The organism is Flavobacterium ginsengisoli (genome assembly GCF_029625315.1).
GTDB lineage: Bacteria > Bacteroidota > Bacteroidia > Flavobacteriales > Flavobacteriaceae > Flavobacterium > Flavobacterium ginsengisoli.
In genome coordinates, this window is record NZ_CP121110.1 from 1,866,144 (window position 1) to 1,882,914 (window position 16,771).

General features: G+C 34.4%; 15 protein-coding genes. 10 read left to right on the forward strand and 5 right to left on the reverse strand.

What is annotated here, in order from left to right; genetic code table 11:
• Positions 1 to 14: 14 nt before the first annotated feature.
• From P5P87_RS08680 to P5P87_RS08695, 4 genes are all read right to left on the reverse strand, one after another.
• The gene (locus P5P87_RS08680; protein WP_278022253.1) at positions 15 to 1,394 is read right to left on the reverse strand and encodes a sugar MFS transporter; all 1,380 of its coding nucleotides are present in this window, start codon (positions 1,392 to 1,394) and stop codon (positions 15 to 17) included.
• Positions 1,395 to 1,559: 165 nt separating this feature from the next.
• Positions 1,560 to 2,441, reverse strand: a complete 882-nt coding sequence (locus P5P87_RS08685; RefSeq protein ID WP_278022254.1) for a sugar phosphate nucleotidyltransferase — start codon at positions 2,439 to 2,441, stop codon at positions 1,560 to 1,562.
• A gap of 6 nt (positions 2,442 to 2,447) precedes the next feature.
• The gene (locus P5P87_RS08690) at positions 2,448 to 2,867 is read right to left on the reverse strand and encodes a hypothetical protein (protein WP_278022255.1); all 420 of its coding nucleotides are present in this window, start codon (positions 2,865 to 2,867) and stop codon (positions 2,448 to 2,450) included.
• Positions 2,857 to 3,540, reverse strand: coding sequence for a GHMP family kinase ATP-binding protein (locus P5P87_RS08695; protein WP_278022256.1), 684 nt, complete (start codon positions 3,538 to 3,540; stop codon positions 2,857 to 2,859). The genes P5P87_RS08690 and P5P87_RS08695 overlap by 11 nt, the downstream gene beginning before the upstream one ends.
• Positions 3,541 to 3,771: 231 nt before the next feature.
• Between P5P87_RS08695 and P5P87_RS08700 the strand changes: the two genes are divergently transcribed.
• A complete protein-coding gene (locus P5P87_RS08700; protein ID WP_198857015.1) occupies positions 3,772 to 4,812 on the forward strand; it encodes a LacI family DNA-binding transcriptional regulator in 1,041 nt (346 codons plus the stop codon).
• Between the two features lie 195 nt (positions 4,813 to 5,007).
• Here P5P87_RS08700 and P5P87_RS08705 read toward each other — a convergent pair whose 3' ends face one another.
• Positions 5,008 to 5,646, reverse strand: coding sequence for a sugar-binding protein (locus P5P87_RS08705; protein ID WP_278022257.1), 639 nt, complete (start codon positions 5,644 to 5,646; stop codon positions 5,008 to 5,010).
• A 679-nt stretch (positions 5,647 to 6,325) separates the two neighbouring features.
• Here P5P87_RS08705 and P5P87_RS08710 point away from each other — a divergent pair.
• From P5P87_RS08710 to P5P87_RS08750, 9 genes are all read left to right on the forward strand, one after another.
• Positions 6,326 to 7,099, forward strand: a complete 774-nt coding sequence (locus P5P87_RS08710; protein WP_278022258.1) for a carboxypeptidase-like regulatory domain-containing protein — start codon at positions 6,326 to 6,328, stop codon at positions 7,097 to 7,099.
• Positions 7,035 to 7,226 (forward strand): hypothetical protein, encoded by a 192-nt coding sequence (locus tag P5P87_RS08715; RefSeq protein WP_278022259.1) that lies wholly within the window; start codon positions 7,035 to 7,037, stop codon positions 7,224 to 7,226. Before P5P87_RS08710 ends, P5P87_RS08715 begins: the two co-directional genes overlap by 65 nt.
• Positions 7,195 to 8,838 (forward strand): SusC/RagA family TonB-linked outer membrane protein, encoded by a 1,644-nt coding sequence (locus P5P87_RS08720; protein WP_278022260.1) that lies wholly within the window; start codon positions 7,195 to 7,197, stop codon positions 8,836 to 8,838. The genes P5P87_RS08715 and P5P87_RS08720 overlap by 32 nt, the downstream gene beginning before the upstream one ends.
• Positions 8,816 to 9,427: a hypothetical protein gene (locus P5P87_RS08725; protein ID WP_278022261.1), complete on the forward strand. Its 612-nt coding sequence runs from the start codon at positions 8,816 to 8,818 to the stop codon at positions 9,425 to 9,427. Before P5P87_RS08720 ends, P5P87_RS08725 begins: the two co-directional genes overlap by 23 nt.
• 31 nt (positions 9,428 to 9,458) lie before the next feature.
• Positions 9,459 to 10,970, forward strand: a complete 1,512-nt coding sequence (locus P5P87_RS08730) for a RagB/SusD family nutrient uptake outer membrane protein (protein WP_278022262.1) — start codon at positions 9,459 to 9,461, stop codon at positions 10,968 to 10,970.
• 94 nt (positions 10,971 to 11,064) lie between these two features.
• Complete coding sequence (locus tag P5P87_RS08735) at positions 11,065 to 12,471, forward strand: aryl-sulfate sulfotransferase (protein ID WP_278022263.1); 1,407 nt, start codon at positions 11,065 to 11,067, stop codon at positions 12,469 to 12,471.
• A 13-nt stretch (positions 12,472 to 12,484) separates the two neighbouring features.
• The gene (locus P5P87_RS08740) at positions 12,485 to 13,486 is read left to right on the forward strand and encodes a c-type cytochrome (protein WP_278022264.1); all 1,002 of its coding nucleotides are present in this window, start codon (positions 12,485 to 12,487) and stop codon (positions 13,484 to 13,486) included.
• Between the two features lie 37 nt (positions 13,487 to 13,523).
• The gene (locus tag P5P87_RS08745; RefSeq protein ID WP_278022265.1) at positions 13,524 to 15,767 is read left to right on the forward strand and encodes a glycoside hydrolase domain-containing protein; all 2,244 of its coding nucleotides are present in this window, start codon (positions 13,524 to 13,526) and stop codon (positions 15,765 to 15,767) included.
• On the forward strand, positions 15,748 to 16,527 hold the full coding sequence (locus P5P87_RS08750) for a glycoside hydrolase domain-containing protein (RefSeq protein ID WP_278022266.1): 780 nt from the start codon (positions 15,748 to 15,750) through the stop codon (positions 16,525 to 16,527). Before P5P87_RS08745 ends, P5P87_RS08750 begins: the two co-directional genes overlap by 20 nt.
• The last annotated feature ends 244 nt before the right edge of the window (positions 16,528 to 16,771 follow it).

Consider the following 16,771-nt stretch of genomic DNA (forward strand, 5'->3'; position numbering starts at 1 on the left):
TTTTTATTTTTTGTTCAACTATTCCATTTCCTGTATTTATGCCCTTTTACAGCATAAAACAAAATCATTGCATAAGAAGGCAGTAACATTAAGTAAGCTAATTGATTTCCGCTTTTCGAAACCTCTTGCATATTTTTTGCAACATTTGCAGAATTGATACTTTCGGTGATCATTCCATAAAAAAGTGGAAAAACTGCTCCACCGATAATTCCCATAATCAAAATAGCACTTCCAATCTTTGTATAACCTCCTAAATCCTGCAGAGCCATTGGCCATATTGCTGGCCAGCATAATGCATTTGCGAGTCCCAAAAGCGCTACTAAAAGTATCACCAATGGTATATTTGGAGTTCCAGGCAATGCAATCATTATCTTTGGAGAAATCAAAACAATTGCCGTAACCAACACCAAACCAAGCAATCCAGACACTTTTAAAGCAGTGACTTGCGAAACATATTTAGGAATCAAAACTATACCAAGAATATAGCCGATCACCATTGCTGACATGGTAAATGAGGTTAATTTGAGATAAAAATTCCCTTCTTCACCATAAACTCCCAACTGTTTTCCGAAAGCTCCGATCGAATCTCCCGCCAAAACTTCGGCAGATAAATACAACATTAGAGTTATTACTCCTAAAACCAATTGCGGGTGCTGAAAAGCATTTTTAATTTGTTTAAAAACACTTAATTCTGACACATTTCCATCTTCGCCCAAATCAATTTCTGGAAGAGGAGAAAATTTCACCATTAAAGCTAAAACTGTAATAATCAACCCCATATAAAGATACGGTGTTTGTAATTGCAAAGCAAGAGAATTTAATGCGCTAGTTTTTGCGACTTCATCCATCAAGGCAATTTTGTCTGCGGTAAAGTCCTGCATATTAGACAAAATCAAAATAGTAAGCACAATTGGCGCAACAAAACCTGCCAATTTATTTGCAATTCCTAAAACACTGATTCTTGCGAAAGCACTTTCTCTTGGGCCAATTACAACAACATACGGATTTGAAGCTGTCTGCAAAACTGCCAAACCAGTTCCCATGATAAATAAAGCTAATAAAAACAAGAGAAATGTACGACTTGAAGCCGCTGGATAAAACATAAATGCTCCCGCGGCGATAATCAATAATCCTAAAGAAATTCCGTTTTTATATCCCACTTTTTCAATAATATAAGAAGAAGGAACTGCCATTACGAAGTAGGCAATATAAAATGCGAAAGTCACAAAATAGGCTTGCGAAGAAGTTAGTTCGCAAGCTAATTCAAAAAACGGAATTAGTGGTCCGTTAAGCCAGGTTACAAATCCTAGAATAAAAAACAATAAAGTTAAAATTACCATCGGAACAATGGTACTTTTTTTCTCCAGCTGTAATGTACTTTGAATGTTTGTCATAATTTTTGGTTGATTTAGTTATAGATTTATTTAATTCAAAATCTAAATTAGAATCAACTCTCACATTATTGATTGCGTAATTTATGCAAATATCTGCATTTTTTTTGCAAAACAAAAGTACTACATTAAATTTCCTTATTCTCTAATTTAGATATGAAAGTTTTGTTAATTTTTATTATTCCAATTTAAATCAGGATAATATTTTGCCAAATATGTTTTTACTTCGGCAATATCTTCTTTAGCAGTCAGGTCAGGAACGTGCTCAGAAAACGGAATTCCGATCGTTGTATTCGGATTTTCCTTAACGGAGTTCAAAAGAACCGTCGGAAGCTCCTTTTCATCACGCTCTGGATGAACAGGACAATTTTTAAGATGTATATATAAAGTCTTGCCGTTAAACTTAAAAGCATTCATACTAACACGTATTTTTCCTTCTGCATCTTTATATTGCTCCAAATCTTCTTCTGTAGGCTTTTCTAAAATATCCAACAACTGATTATTCTGGTCCAATTTTGCAATTGCAAAACGGGAAATACGCTCTAGCGGAAAATCCATTGCATCGCGATCATAACTAATAAAAGCATTCGGACTTTCGGTTTCCCTTAAAGCACGCAATGCTTCAGCCGAATACAAATTATCGCTATTGCAAACCGAATAAAACTGCGAATTTAGCTCTGGATATTGCTCTACAGCTTGAAACAGAGCATCTGCAGTTCCAAAAGGCTTTACTCTTCCTTCAGGAATATACTGAACAGCAAATGAAATATTGAGTCCGTGAAAATCGTTATCCTTCATTTTACTTCCATAAAACTCTTTAAATAATTCTCCTTGTTCTCCTATTATAATATAGATATTTTTATAGCCTGCTTTTTTCGCATTCCATAAAAGATAATCCAAAAGAGGTCTTCCGCTTGAACCAACACCTATTAAACCTTTACTTCTTTCGTTGGCCTGCGCAATTTCTTCTGGAGATAAATTATCTGTAACCGCTTCTTTCTTCATACGAGAAGAAGCTCCGCCGGCTAGAATTACTAAACTGTCATGCATTTTATTTTAAATTTCAATATTATTAATAATTCGTACTCCTGGATCAACATTTACCGCGTAAGCTTCTTGGGCTCCAGCATCTAAAATCGCTTTTATAACTGCGTCTTCGTTTTTAGGATCGGCAATTACAACAATACTTCCGCCACCGCCAGAGCCCACAATTTTTGCTCCATATGCTCCTGCTTTTAATGCCGCGTTAACCATTGCATCAATTCTTGGGACAGTAATTTTCAGTAAATCGCGCAAAACTTCATGATGTCCATTCATTAATGCTCCAATTTTTTTAAGATCTAAAACTGGTTTTTCGAATTCCTTTAACGCTTCTTTGGTATAATGGTAATTCTTGATTGCCGCTTCAAAAAACGGAATCATACGATCTGGAAGGCAATTTCTGTATTTATCCAAATCCTCTATTTCAGCAAGCATTTAAATCAAACTGTGGATAATTCTGTTTTACAAGATCAATTGCCATTAAAGCATTGCCTTTTAATTCGCCAAGCAAACCAATAGTTTCCTTTGGAACACCCGAAACTCCTGTAATCAATCCTTTTAATTCTGTTCCTATTACATCAAAAGAAAACGGTTTTTTTGTATTGATATAAACGATATTTCCAACGCCAATGCTAAAATGATCCATCATTCCGCCAGGTTCTCCGTGTTCCAAAACTTCAGATTCATAACCTAATTTAGAAAGAAATTCGGGCGTAACTTCATGATCTATTCCAAAAGCTTCTATCAGAAAACGAATCCAAGCCATCAGCAAAGCCGACGAACTCGATGTTCCCGAATTAATCGGAATGTCTCCGGTAATTGTAATATCATAACCAGATGTAGGCTTACAGCCGTGTCTGCGCAATACGCGCAATGAGGAAGCAAAATAATCTCTTGATTCTAATTTTTCGAAAGCCTCGTGTATATCAATAACTCTAATTTCATTAATATCAACCATATTCAGAACAAATGTCTCGGTCTGATTTTCTGTTGCAATCAATTTAATATTTCGATCTATCGCACAGGCTATAACAGGCAACCCTAAATAATCTTGATGATCTCCAAAAAGACAGGTTCGGCCAGGAGCTAATGACGTAATTTTTTTCACTTAAACACTTTGTGTTAAAACACTTTATTTCAATAAATTAAAGTGCTGTTTGGTTATAGATTTATTTTAGTTTTTTGGTTTTGATTTCACGAAACTAGAGATTATATTTTTATAAAACAAGAAAAAATATAAAAATGTGCTCGAACACACTATTTTTATGTTCTCGAGCACATTTATTAATTCTTACAGAAAAAATGCGTTTATTAAATCAAAGTTTTTATATTTGTCTATATGGATAAAAAGTACACAATTAAGGATATTGCGCAAATGGCTGGAGTTTCTAAAGGAACTGTAGACCGTGTTCTGCACAACAGAGGAAAAGTCTCTCCTGCTGCACTCGAAAAGATCAATGAGGTTTTGAATGTTATTGATTATGAACCCAACTTAATTGCGCGAAATTTAAAAAGCACAAAAGTGTACCGCATTTGCGTTTTACTTCCAGATCCTGTATTTGATCCTTACTGGCTTCCTTGCGTTAACGGAATCCAAGATGCGATTACAGAATTTAAAGCTTATAATGTTGTTATAGAAATACATTATTTTAATCCAGAAAGCACCAAATCTTTTTTAAAGACCAACGAAGCGATTATTTCCCAATCACCTGATGCCGTTTTATTGACTCCGCTTTTCCATAAAGAAACCATCGAAATTATAAATCAATATGATGAACTGGGAATTATGGTTAATACTTTTAACAACCAGGTCGAATCTTCTTCTATCAAAAGTTTTGTGGGACAAGATTTGTACAAAAGCGGTCGTGTCGCCGCGAGTTTAATGAATTTGATTCTTCAGAAAGGCCAAATTGCGATTATTCATATTGATGAAAGTCTGAAAAATGCCGTTCACATGCAGGAAAAGGAACGAGGTTTTAGAAGTTATTTTGACGAAAAAAATCTTCCTGATTACTCTTTAACCACATTAAAACTGAAATATTCCAACATAGAAAATAAGCTCACTGCTTTTTTAGATGAAAATCCAGATTTAAGCGGAATTTTTATTACAACTTCCAAAGCATACCAAATCGCCTCTATTTTATCATCAATTACAGACAAAAAGATTGCTTTGATTGGCTACGATTTAATTGATAAAAATGTTAGCTTTTTAAACCAAGGCTTGGTTCATTTCTTAATTCATCAAAATCAAAAAAGGCAGGCTTATTTAGGCGTAAGCACTTTGGCTGATCATTTTATCTTCAGAAAAGACATTCCGGAAACCATTTTGCTTCCTATCGATATTATAAATGTAGAAAATGCTTCTTTTTACGTTAGTTAAGGAGTTTCTTACGCTAAGACGCTAAGGCACCAAGTTTTTTTTAAACTTTTACCAATTTAATTCTCGCAAAAGCACTAAGACTCAAAGTTTTTTAACTTTCAAATTATAACCTCAGTTGCCTCCAGCTAAAGCTTGAGGCAATTGAAATTTCTTTTTCCTTTAAAAAACTTTGAGTCTTCGTGCCTTTGTGGCAAATTACTTCATCAAAACAAATTTACCAAAAGAAGAAGCAATATGAAAATTCGGTTCTGCTGTATTTGGATTTATCCAAGAAATCCATGTTGGTTCATAATTTCCGTCTTCAGCTTTAGAGAATTTAGCTCGGTAAACTCCAATTTCCACAATATTATCATGGATCAAATCTAATTCTTCTAGTGAAGCAATACTGATTCTACCCACAACAGTAAAAGAATTTTGTTCTTTTACCGATTGTATTTCTAACTGTTTTTCTGGCCATTTCCAATTGTAATCAAAATTCCAGTTCGGATAAGCTTCAAAATCCAAAATACGTGCATCTACATCCATTTCCAAACAATAATAGGGACTTAGTTTTTCATCTTTTCTAAAAAACAGCTCTACTCTATCTGAATTACAAATACTATCTGTAGAATTGTCTTTTCGATCAATATAAACCTCTGAATCAAAAACTTGAAAATTAAAATACAGATAATCTAAATCCCAAAGCGCACGAAATTCAATTTTCAGAACTGGATCATTATTCCATGGCGAAGTAAAATCAGTTAAACAATTTGCTTTTTCCCAAAAAAAAGAATCTAAAATCTGAGTTACATTCTTTTCATTTTTATCGATTATTTCTACGTGGTATTCTTTCAAAATTCTTCTTCTTAAAATCTGTTAATTTTTCATTTTCAAAAAAAGTCAAAATGACCATTAATTCATTTCGCGATTTCGGCTTTTTTCTCCATGACCAATATAGTTCAAAAATTGAATTAAAAAACAAACCGAATTCATAATAAAAACCAAAAATTCTCTTCATTTCCGCATAAGAAAAGACTGCTTAATTTTTACGTTTTTCATTTAGTGATTGCGAAATTCATAAGTTTTTAATAAATCCTTATTTAAAATTTAAAAAACAACACATTTCGCAGGTGCTGCTTTTTCTAAAATATTTTAAAAATATCACATCTTTTTAAGTGTAAAAAAATGTATTGTATAATTTTATGTGCTCGAGAACATAGATTTTGTGTGTTCGAGCACATTTTTTGTGTTTTTTCTTGTTTTATAAAAATATAATCTCTAGTTTCGTCAGAGATTAATCTTAAAACTAAGTTAATTATGCAAAAATTAAGGTGATTTTTAATCTTTAAAAAACAAGAAAACAGAACTAAACAAGCCGTGTTTAGAGCAAAAACAAAACCTCTTATTTGTATAGAAAACGACTTAATCAACACATAACTAAAAAAAGTAAAATGAATTCCACGATCAAAAAAGAAATCTAAAACCTACAAACAAGAAAAAAACAATTAAACATTAACCAAAACCAATTTAAAGTATGAAATTATTAACCCAAAAAAAGCCAAGAGATTTTCGGATTAAAAATTTATCCAGCAAAGAAATCGGAATAACGGTTCTCTCGTTATTAGTTTTTACATGTCAAGCCTCTGCAGCTTCTTCTATAAATATTTCGGATAAGAACAAAACGGCGTTGTTTTTTGAAAAAACAGTAAAAGGTACTGTAACAGATCAAAATGGCATGCCTCTTCCTGGTGCGAATGTTACGGTTAAAGGCTCGTCTAAAGGTGTTCAAACGGATGTAGATGGAAGCTTTGTTATTACAGTTCCTGATAATGCTACAAAACTTGTGATTACTTACATTGGTATGGAAGATCAAGAAGTAGCTATTGGAACTACTCCTTTAAAAATTGCCATGAAAGAAGCAGGGCAAAAACTAGAAGAAGTAGTAATTGGATACGGAAAAGCAAAGAAAAAAGACATTACTGGTTCTGTTGCTTCTGTTGGAAAAGACAACTTAAACTTAGGTGGTACTGTTTCAAACGTTGGACAGGCATTACAAGGACGTGCTTCTGGAGTTCAAGTTCAACAGAACAGTTATGCTCCTGGAACATCTCCTACTATAGTTGTTAGAGGAGGAAACTCTATTACAACATCAAATGCTCCATTATATGTAGTTGATGGTTTTATTACAAGTACTGGTGCATCTATTAGTCCAAATGACATAGAAAGCATTCAGATTCTTAAAGATGCTTGCTTCTACTGCCATTTATGGTTCAAGAGGAGGAAATGGTGTTATCATGATTACTACTAAAAAAGGAAAATCTGGAAAAATGCAGATTGAAGGTGAAATTTCTGATGGTTTCCAAAACATTATTCAGGAACCATCTCTTTTAACAGGTCAACAATATGCTTCTATTCAGAATGCTATTGCTTGCTGAAAATGGCAGACCTGCAGTTTTCCCTTCAAGTTTTCCAATTGCCAACACAAATTGGTTTGAAGCGACAACTCGTCCAGGCGAAGTTCTTAATAGAACGTTGACTTTTAGCGGAAGCGATAAAACATCTAAATTTTTCTTATCTGGAAATTACTTAAAACAAACTGGAGCAATACAAAACACTGATTTCACAAGATATAGTGTTCGTATTGGTACAGAGAAAAAATTTACAGACAAATTAACTGTAGGAGCCAATGTTTATGGAGCTGCAAGTGAAGGACATAATAGTGATTTTGGCGATAATATCTTATCTCCTATGTTTTCTATTCAAACTGCTCCTCCGGCAATTCCAATTTATAATGCAGATGGTTCATACTACAAATATCAAGGAAAAGATAATGCTTTAGCGCTTTTATTAGAACCAACTGATCATACTATTAACAGATTGGTTAATGGAAACATGTTTATGGATTATGAAATCATGAAAGGCTTAACATATCATTTTGGAGCTGGTGCAGAGTGGCAGGAAAATATTCAAGGTAAATATACTCCACGTACACTTGTTGCAGGAGCTGCCTTAAATGGTTCTGGATCTGAAGAAAACAAAACCTATTTCAGATGGAGTACAGAACAATATTTAACCTATAAATTTAATATCAAAGAGCAGCATGCATTTACTGCAATGATTGGAACATCAAACCAAAAAGATACTTACGAAAGAATGAAAGCTTCTGGTTCTGGTTTTGCAAATGATGTATTAACGTATTACAATCTAGAAAGTGCTTCTGTTTATCTAAAGCCTGAAACCCAAAAAACAGAAACAAAATTGACTTCTTATTTTGGTAGGTTAACTTATGCTTTTGACGATAAATATTTAGCTTCATTTACATATAGACTAGATGGTTCTTCTCGTTTTGGTCCAAATAACCAATATGGTAAATTCCCTTCGGGAGCAGTTGCATGGAGAATTTCAAAAGAGGCATTTATGCAAAATTTGGAAACCGTTTCTGAACTAAAATTAAGAGTTAGTTACGGTATTACAGGTAATGATGGAATTCCTGATTATTTATATCTAGCTAATCTTGCTCCTTGGAATGTCACCATTTCTGATGGTTCTTTTGTAGGCGGTACTGAACCAAAAAATTTATCAAATCCTGATCTAAAATGGGAACAGCAAGCTCAAGCTAATATTGGTCTGGATATGGGATTCTTTAATGATCGATTGACTGCTACAATTGATGTTTACAAAAAGAAAACAACAGATGCTCTTTTGAATGTTCCTGTTGGAGGATGGTGGGGTTTTAATACTCAAACACTTAACTCAGGAACTATAGAAAATAAGGGAATTGAACTTGGTATTAGCAGTGAGAATTTCAAAAATGATAAATTTTACTGGAGAACTTCACTAAATCTTGCCTATAATAAACAAGAGGTTGTTTCATTGGCAGAGAATGTTAAAATAATTAGTTACAATACTTCTAATCCAAGCGGTACGGTTTCTGGTCGTGAATTTACAAGATTAGAACCTGGAAAAGAAATGGGTGTATTATATGGATTTAAATATGCTGGAGTAATAAAAACAGGTGAAACTTATGCTTGCGCAACCTGGTTCTAAACCTGGAGATCCTAAATACGAAGATTTAGATGGCGATGGATTGATTACGGCTAAAGACAGAACTTATTTAGGAAATTCTACTCCTCACTACATTGTTGGTTTTAATAATGATTTTAGATTCGGAGATTTTGATGTGAATCTGTTTTTCCAAGGCGCTCTTGATTACTCTGTTTATAACATGACCAGAATGGTTGGAGAATCAAGCACAAGTACTGATGCTTTGAATCGTTGGGTTGCTGGTACAAATGAAAATACTGATATTCCAAGAGATGGTTATTACAAAAGTGCTTATGGTAGTTATGTAAACTCAAGGTTTGTTGAAGATGCTTCTTACATACGTCTTAAAAATCTATCTATCGGATATTCTATCCCAGAAAGCCTTTTAAAACCAACCAAATTTATTGATAATATAAGACTATATGCAATAGGGCAAAATTTATTGACAATTACAAAGTATTCTGGAAACGATCCTGAAATAAATGGACACACTACTACTGCTACAGCGCAAAATCTTGGTGGAGGAATTGATTTTAACTCATTCCCAGCTTCTAGAACGTTTATATTAGGGATCAAAATAGCAATTCATTAATAGCTTTTTCAATAACATTAAACTTATCAAAATGAAAAAATATACAATTTTATTGCTTTTACTTGCTGCTGGACTTCAATATTCCTGCAATGAGGATCTTGATCCTACAGTATATAGCAGTTTGACTACTACTAATGGATATCAAACCAAATCAGATGCTATTGCCGCAGTTAATTCTATTTACGGCAGACTAAAAGGACCATCTGTGGGTGATAACTTTTCGTATTGGGCTACAAGACACTTCGCATTAACTGATATTGCGACAGATTTAGGACATTGCCAATTTGGAGGAGATCCTGGCCAATTGTCTTTAGGAACATGGAATTCTGCAAATGGCTTACTTTTAGAAGATTGGAATGCAATGTATAAATTAATTTCCAATGCTAACAATGCTATTTATTATATCGGAAAGATGTCTTCTGTATCAGATATTGAAAAAGCACAGTTTATTTCTGAGGCAAAATTTTTAAGAGCATCTGCTTATATGGATTTGACTGACTCTTGGGGGCCTGTTGTTTTAATGACCGAAGAAAACATAGCAAATCCAAGTTACTTAGCGCAGACACCTCCATCATCTGTAGAAGAAATTGACGCTTTCATTATTAAAGACCTTACAGAAATTGTCGCTATTTTGCCTGTAAACTATAAAGAAAATGCAATTTATGGCAGTAATGATGTTGGCCGCGCTACAAAAGGTGCTGCCCTTACTTTACTAGCAAAATTATACTTACGCAATCACGATTGGCAAAAAGTAGTTACACTTACTCAGCAGGTAATAGATCTAAACGAATATCGTCTTTATCCTTCTTACTTAGGTTTGTTTAAAGAAAGTAACAAATGGTGTAGCGAAAATATCTTCTCTTCTTTAAGTGATGCTAATACAAACGGAACAGAATTATTAAACCACTTTGGTCCTGTTGATCACCCTGTAGTTCAAAACAGATGGCAGTATTATACTGTAAACTGGGATTTCTATAACACTTTTGGTGATGAAGATGAAAGAAAACAATGTTTCTTCCCTGAATTTGAAGGGACAGACGGGTTGCTTCACAAACAAGCGCCTTCATTAGGAGCTCAGCCACCAGCTGGTGAATTTTATATGCCAGACGTTTCTACTAGAAAATATGCCGATGATGAAACTACAACATATTACGATGGGCATAGTGTAAATATCCTTCGTTATGCTGATGTTTTATTAAGCCGAGCTGAAGCCTTAAACGAAATAAGCGGTCCAACTCAAGAAGCGATAGATCTAATCAATCAAGTAAAAGGAAGGTCGCATGCAAAACTTTTGGTTTTATCGGCTCTTACGCAAACTAGTTTAAGAGATGCTATTTTACAAGAGAGAGGATGGGAACTTTTCTACGAAGGAAAACGTCGCGCCGATTTGATCAGAATGAACAAATATGATGTTCTGGTAAACGCATATCATCTTAGAGTTGGTGAAGCGACTTTAATCAAAATGCCGCAAAACAAATATTACACTTATCCGCAAAGTCAGGTTGACCTTAATCCAAATTTAAGCAACGCCGACAGACAATAAAAAAATAATCAGGAACAGACAGTAAAACAGTCTGTCTGTTCTTGTTTTTTTATATAAAAAAGTATTTTTCTGTTTCACAAAAGAAGCTTTTCAAATGATCAAAAAATTAATATTAAAAGGAAGTTTTATTTTAGTTCTCCTTGCACTGGCAAGCTGCTCTAAAAGCCAAATTATCTCCAATATCAATATTGGCACTCATAGCAACAACGAATTGAAAATTCAAATCGATGTTACTACGAATGACCAAGCTCAGGTATATGCAGAATATTGGTCTGACAAAAAAGGAATTGAAAATAAAATAACCTCTCCTATTTCAAATACTGGTTTAAAACATTCCTTGGTACTTTGCAACATAATTCCAGAAACCGATTATAGTTTTCAATTAATTACAGTTCAAGACGGAAATAAACAAACTAGTAAAGTTTATACTTTCAAATCTAGAAAACTTCCAGAATGGCTACAGAAACAATTCAAAGCCAATTGTCCGAAACCAGAATTATTGCCTGAAAATTTCAAAAAAGGCTTTATGCTTTTAGCTAAAAGAGAAACTCCAGGAACAGCTTATATTGTTGATTACAAAGGAAACTTAAGATGGTATCATACTATTGAAGGAACTGGATTTAAAGTTACTCATTTTACAAAAGAGCAAACCATTCTTTCTATTTTAGGCACAAATGACGAACCAACAAGCTACGGAAGTGAAATTCTAGAAATAAATCTTCAAGGCGATACTTTAACCCACATCAAAAAAGGAGAGGGCGATTTGAAGCAGGTTCTTCATCACGAAATCATAAAAAAATCGGCTGACGAAATTGTCGCTTTAACTGTTGAGCAAAAAATAATCGATTTGACTTCTATTGGAGGGAAAAAACAAGATACCATCAACGGAGACGGAATTATAATTTTAAATAAAAAAGGAAAACAGCTTTGGAAATGGAGTGTTTTTGATGATTTAGATCCGTTTAAAGATAAAGATTTACTAAAAACCAAAAAGGATTGGACGCATGCCAACAGTTTGAGTTACGATAAAGATGGAAACTTTTTAATTTCTTTCTACAACAATGGCCAGATTTGGAAAATCAATTCTAAAACTGGAAAAGTAATCTGGAAATTAGGGAAAGGCGGAACTATGAAAATGGCTCCAGATGCTAATTTCTCCCAGGCTCATGCCGCACATATCGATCAAGAAGGCAGTTTATTATTTTTTGATAATGGAGTCGACATCAAACAATCTTCTGTTTTTGCCTTAAAAGTAGACGAAAAAAACAATGATGTAAAACTTGATTTTCATATCAAATTACCAAAAGATATTTACAATGACCGAATGGGAAGCGCTTACATGATCAATAAAGACCTCTTTTTGGTTTGTTGTTCTAAAAGACATATTACAGTTTTGACAAATAAAAAAGGAATACTTATTTGGGCATTAGAATCTGAAATTCCTCCATACAGAACGATCTTTATTCCTGAAGAAAAACTAAAACCTTTTCTTCTAAATTAAAAAAATAGTACCCATGAAAAAAACAATTCTTATCGGACTTTTTTCAGCATTGTCAATCGCTGTTTTCAATTCCTGCACCAAAACCAATTCACAGACTTTAGCATCAAATACAATCGAAGAAGGAGAAGAAGATGAAGGTTACATCACAATTGATACTTCCCAAATTCCAGACGATCAATTTGGAGAATCGGTTCGTTATGGAAGAGAATTAATGATGAAAACCGCTTATTACATTGGCCCAAACGGAAAAAAAGGACAATATTTAGGCAATAAAATGAACTGCACGAACTGTCATCAAGATGCAGGAACAAAACCTCATGCATTCAATTTAATGTCTTCGCATGACAATTATCCACAATATCGCGGACGCGAAAACAAAGTACTTACTTTAGCAGAAAGAGTTAATAACTGCATTATGCGTCCGCATTCTGGAAAACCGCTTCCGTTGGACAGCAAAGAAATGGTGGCGTTTTTATCGTACTTTAAATGGATCAGTAAATTTGTTCCAAAAGATGGTAATTTTAAAGGAGCCAAAAATTTAGAAATCGAATTTCCAGATGTTGCCGCAAGTCCAGAAAGAGGAAAAGTTTTATTTGCTGAAAACTGCGCAAGATGTCACGGAAATAATGGCGAGGGAGTTTACAATGCCGACAAATCGGGTTACACCTACCCTCCACTTTGGGGACAATACGGTTATCAGCCTGGTTCAAGCATGCATCGCGTAATCAAACAAGCACAATGGCTAAAAAGCAATATGCCTTATGATAAAGTTCAACTAGGAAAACCGTATCTTACAGACAAAGAAGCACTTGACATTGCGGCTTATGTAAACGACGATTCTGTACATACAAGACCAAACCCAAAAACATTGGATTATCCAGACAAAATGGGCAAACCGATTGATTATGCACACAGTCCGTTTAATGATAATTTTACTGAAGAACAGCATAAATACGGCCCTTATAAACCTATTATAGCTTATTGGAAAAAACAAGGATGGAAAGCCGTTTACTAAACTCAAAATATACTATTTAACCTGATTATACAATACAATGAAACTAAACCTAAACAACACAACGCTTTTAAGAAGAATATTGATAATGTGTTTTATCACGATCAGTATTCCTCTAACTGCACAAATTAAATATTCAGACGGAAATGACAGCTGGAATCCGAATCAATTAGGGAATCACCGTGCTGTAGTTGCTTTTTCTGGTTCAGGAAATGTTGCTAAAACAACGATCGAATGGCGAAGAAGAGACACGAATCCAGAACTTAAAAAGATTATTGTTCAAGATGCATCTGGAAAAGATATTCAGAACATAAAAACCGAAAATATCAATAGAGAAAACGGAACTATTTTCTTTGAACCTATTTCGGGAAAAGGAACTTACTACGTTTATTATATGCCTTATGTTGATGAAGGAACTGCTAATTATCCAAAAGGAATTTATCAGAAACCTGAAGACAAAGCCGATGCAAAATGGCTTTCTAATATAAAGGCAAACTTAAAAGACAATGCGGCTGTAACAGAAATTCAGAGCGTAAATGCTTTCAATAGTTTTTACCCAATGGAAGTAATTGCGACAGCTGCTGAAACTTCGGCTCTTGTGGCAAAAAACAGCGGAAATTCTTTCTTAGTTTTTCCGGAAGACAGAGAACATTCGATCAAATTAAAATCAGATTTGCCACAAAGATGGATTCAAAAAGGCGTTCAAAACAGCTTTTCTGATACGGCAATGAAAGGTGAATATTTAGCTTTTCAATTAGGCGTTTATGCTCTTGAAGATTTAAAAAACATAAAAGTAACTTTTACCAATTTAGTAAGTACAACTGGCGCAACAATCGAAGCGAAAGATATCAGCTGTATCAACACTGACGGAACGAAATATGACGGTAATCCTTTCACCAATACGGTTTCTGTTTCAAAAGGAAAAATTCAAGCAATGTGGTGCGGTATCGATGTTCCGCAAACAGCTGCTGCTGGAACGTATAACGGAAAAGCAACTGTTATTGCTGATGGAAAGTCAAAAGAAATCAATCTACAAATTACGGTTTCTAACCAAGTAACGAAAAACGGAGGCATTGACAGTCCAGAAAAAATGACACGTCTAAAATGGTTAAACTCAACTTTAGCGCAAGAAAATACGGTTATTGCTCCTTATACTCCATTAACAGTAAACAATTCTGAAATTGCTTTATTAGGAAGAAAATTAATTTTAGCTCCAAACGGATTCCCTGCGCAAATTCAGACTTTCTTTACTCCAGAAATGACTTCTGTAACAGCAAAAGCAAATGACGTTTTAAGCTCACCAATTGATTTTCATTTTATTGACGCATCAGGAAAAGAAGTACAATGGAAAAACAACGGTGTAAAATTCACTAAAAAAGAAGCTGGAACAGTTTCTTGGGAAAGTACTTCTACCTCAAAATCGGTTCAAATGGATGTGAACGCTTCAGTTGAATTTGATGGTTTCGTACATTATATCGTGAAAGTTACAGCTCTTGAAGACGTTACCTTTAACGACATTAATTTCCAAATGCCAATGCAGCCAACATCTGCAAAATACATGATGGGATTAGGTCAAAAAGGTGGTGATCGTCCTGCAACTTTCGATTGGAAATGGGATGTAGCGCATAAAAATCAAGACGGAGCTTGGATTGGTGCTGTAAATTCTGGATTGCAGTTTTCTTTGAGAGATGAAAAATATAGCCGCCCTTTAAATACTAATTTCTATTTACAAAAACCTTTATTGTCGCCTACTTCATGGGGTAACGAAAATAAGGGCGGTATTACCATCACGCCAAACCAAAAATCGGTTCTAGTAAATGCGTACAGCGGTGCTAGAACAATGAAAAAAGGCGATGTTTTGTATTACAACTTCAACTTATTGATTACGCCTTTCCATACGATCAATACAGATTTTCAATGGGATACAAAATTTTACCACAAATACAGCCCAATTGATTCAATAGCTAAAACTGGTGCAACAGTAATTAATATTCACCACGCAAATGCAATCAATCCATATATCAATTATCCTTTTATCGAATTTAAAAAGATGAAATCATATATCGATGAAGCGCACGAAAAAGGATTAAAAGTAAAAATCTACAACACAGTTAGAGAGGTTTCTAACAAGGCTTATGAGACTTTCGCTCTTAGAAGTTTAGGTCACGAAATCTATTCTCCAGGAAAAGGTGGCGGATTCTCTTGGTTGCAAGAACATGTTGGTGACGATTATATCGCTGCTTGGTTTGTTCCTGAAATTAAAGATGCTTGCGATTGTAAATAGTGGCATGAACCGTTGGCATAATTATTATGTGGAAGGAATGAATTGGCTGACTCAAAATGTTGGTATTGACGGAATTTATCTTGACGACGTTGCTTTCGACAGAATCACGATGAAACGTATCAAAAGAGTTTTGACTAAAGATGGGCATCCGGGAATTATCGATTTACATAGTGCGAATCAATACAATAAAAGCGACGGATTTAATAACAGTGCCAACTTATACATGGAGCACTTCCCGTACATCAATAAATTATGGTTTGGAGAATATTTTGATTATGAGAAAAATCAACCTGACTTTTTCTTAACTGAAGTAAGCGGAATTCCGTTTGGATTAATGGGAGAAATGCTTCAAGATGGTGGAAATCCGTGGAGAGGAATGGTTTACGGAATGACGAACAGATTGCCTTGGAGCGACGGTGCAGACCCAAGAAACATCTGGAAAGTTTGGGATTCTTTCGGAATTAAAGGTTCTGAAATGATCGGATATTGGAGCGAAAACTGTCCTGTAAAAACAAACAACGACAAAGTTCTAGCAACGGTTTATAAAAAGAATGGAACGGCTTTAATTTCAATCGCAAGTTGGGCAGATGCTGATGTAAATGTGAAATTGAATATTGACTGGAAAAAACTAGGAATCAATCCTGCAAAAGCAACTATTACGGCTCCAGAAGTTACCAATTTCCAACCTGCAAAAACGTTCACAACAAAAGACGAAATAACTGTTCCTAAAGGAAAAGGATGGTTATTGATTGTTAAGTAATTAAACGCAACATCAATTACCTCGTCTTGCTTGTCATTTCGACGAAGGAGAAATCTCCACAAGAAACTCTACAAAGATTGGTTTTTCGTTGCGGAGCTACTTACGAAGATTTCTCCTTCGTCGAAATGACAAAAATGCGGAAAACTATGTAACTAAAAATTTAATGCCACAGATTTCACAGATTAACACAGATTAAAAAAAAATCCTTTTAATCTGTGTAATCTGTGGCAAAAAAAAACAACCA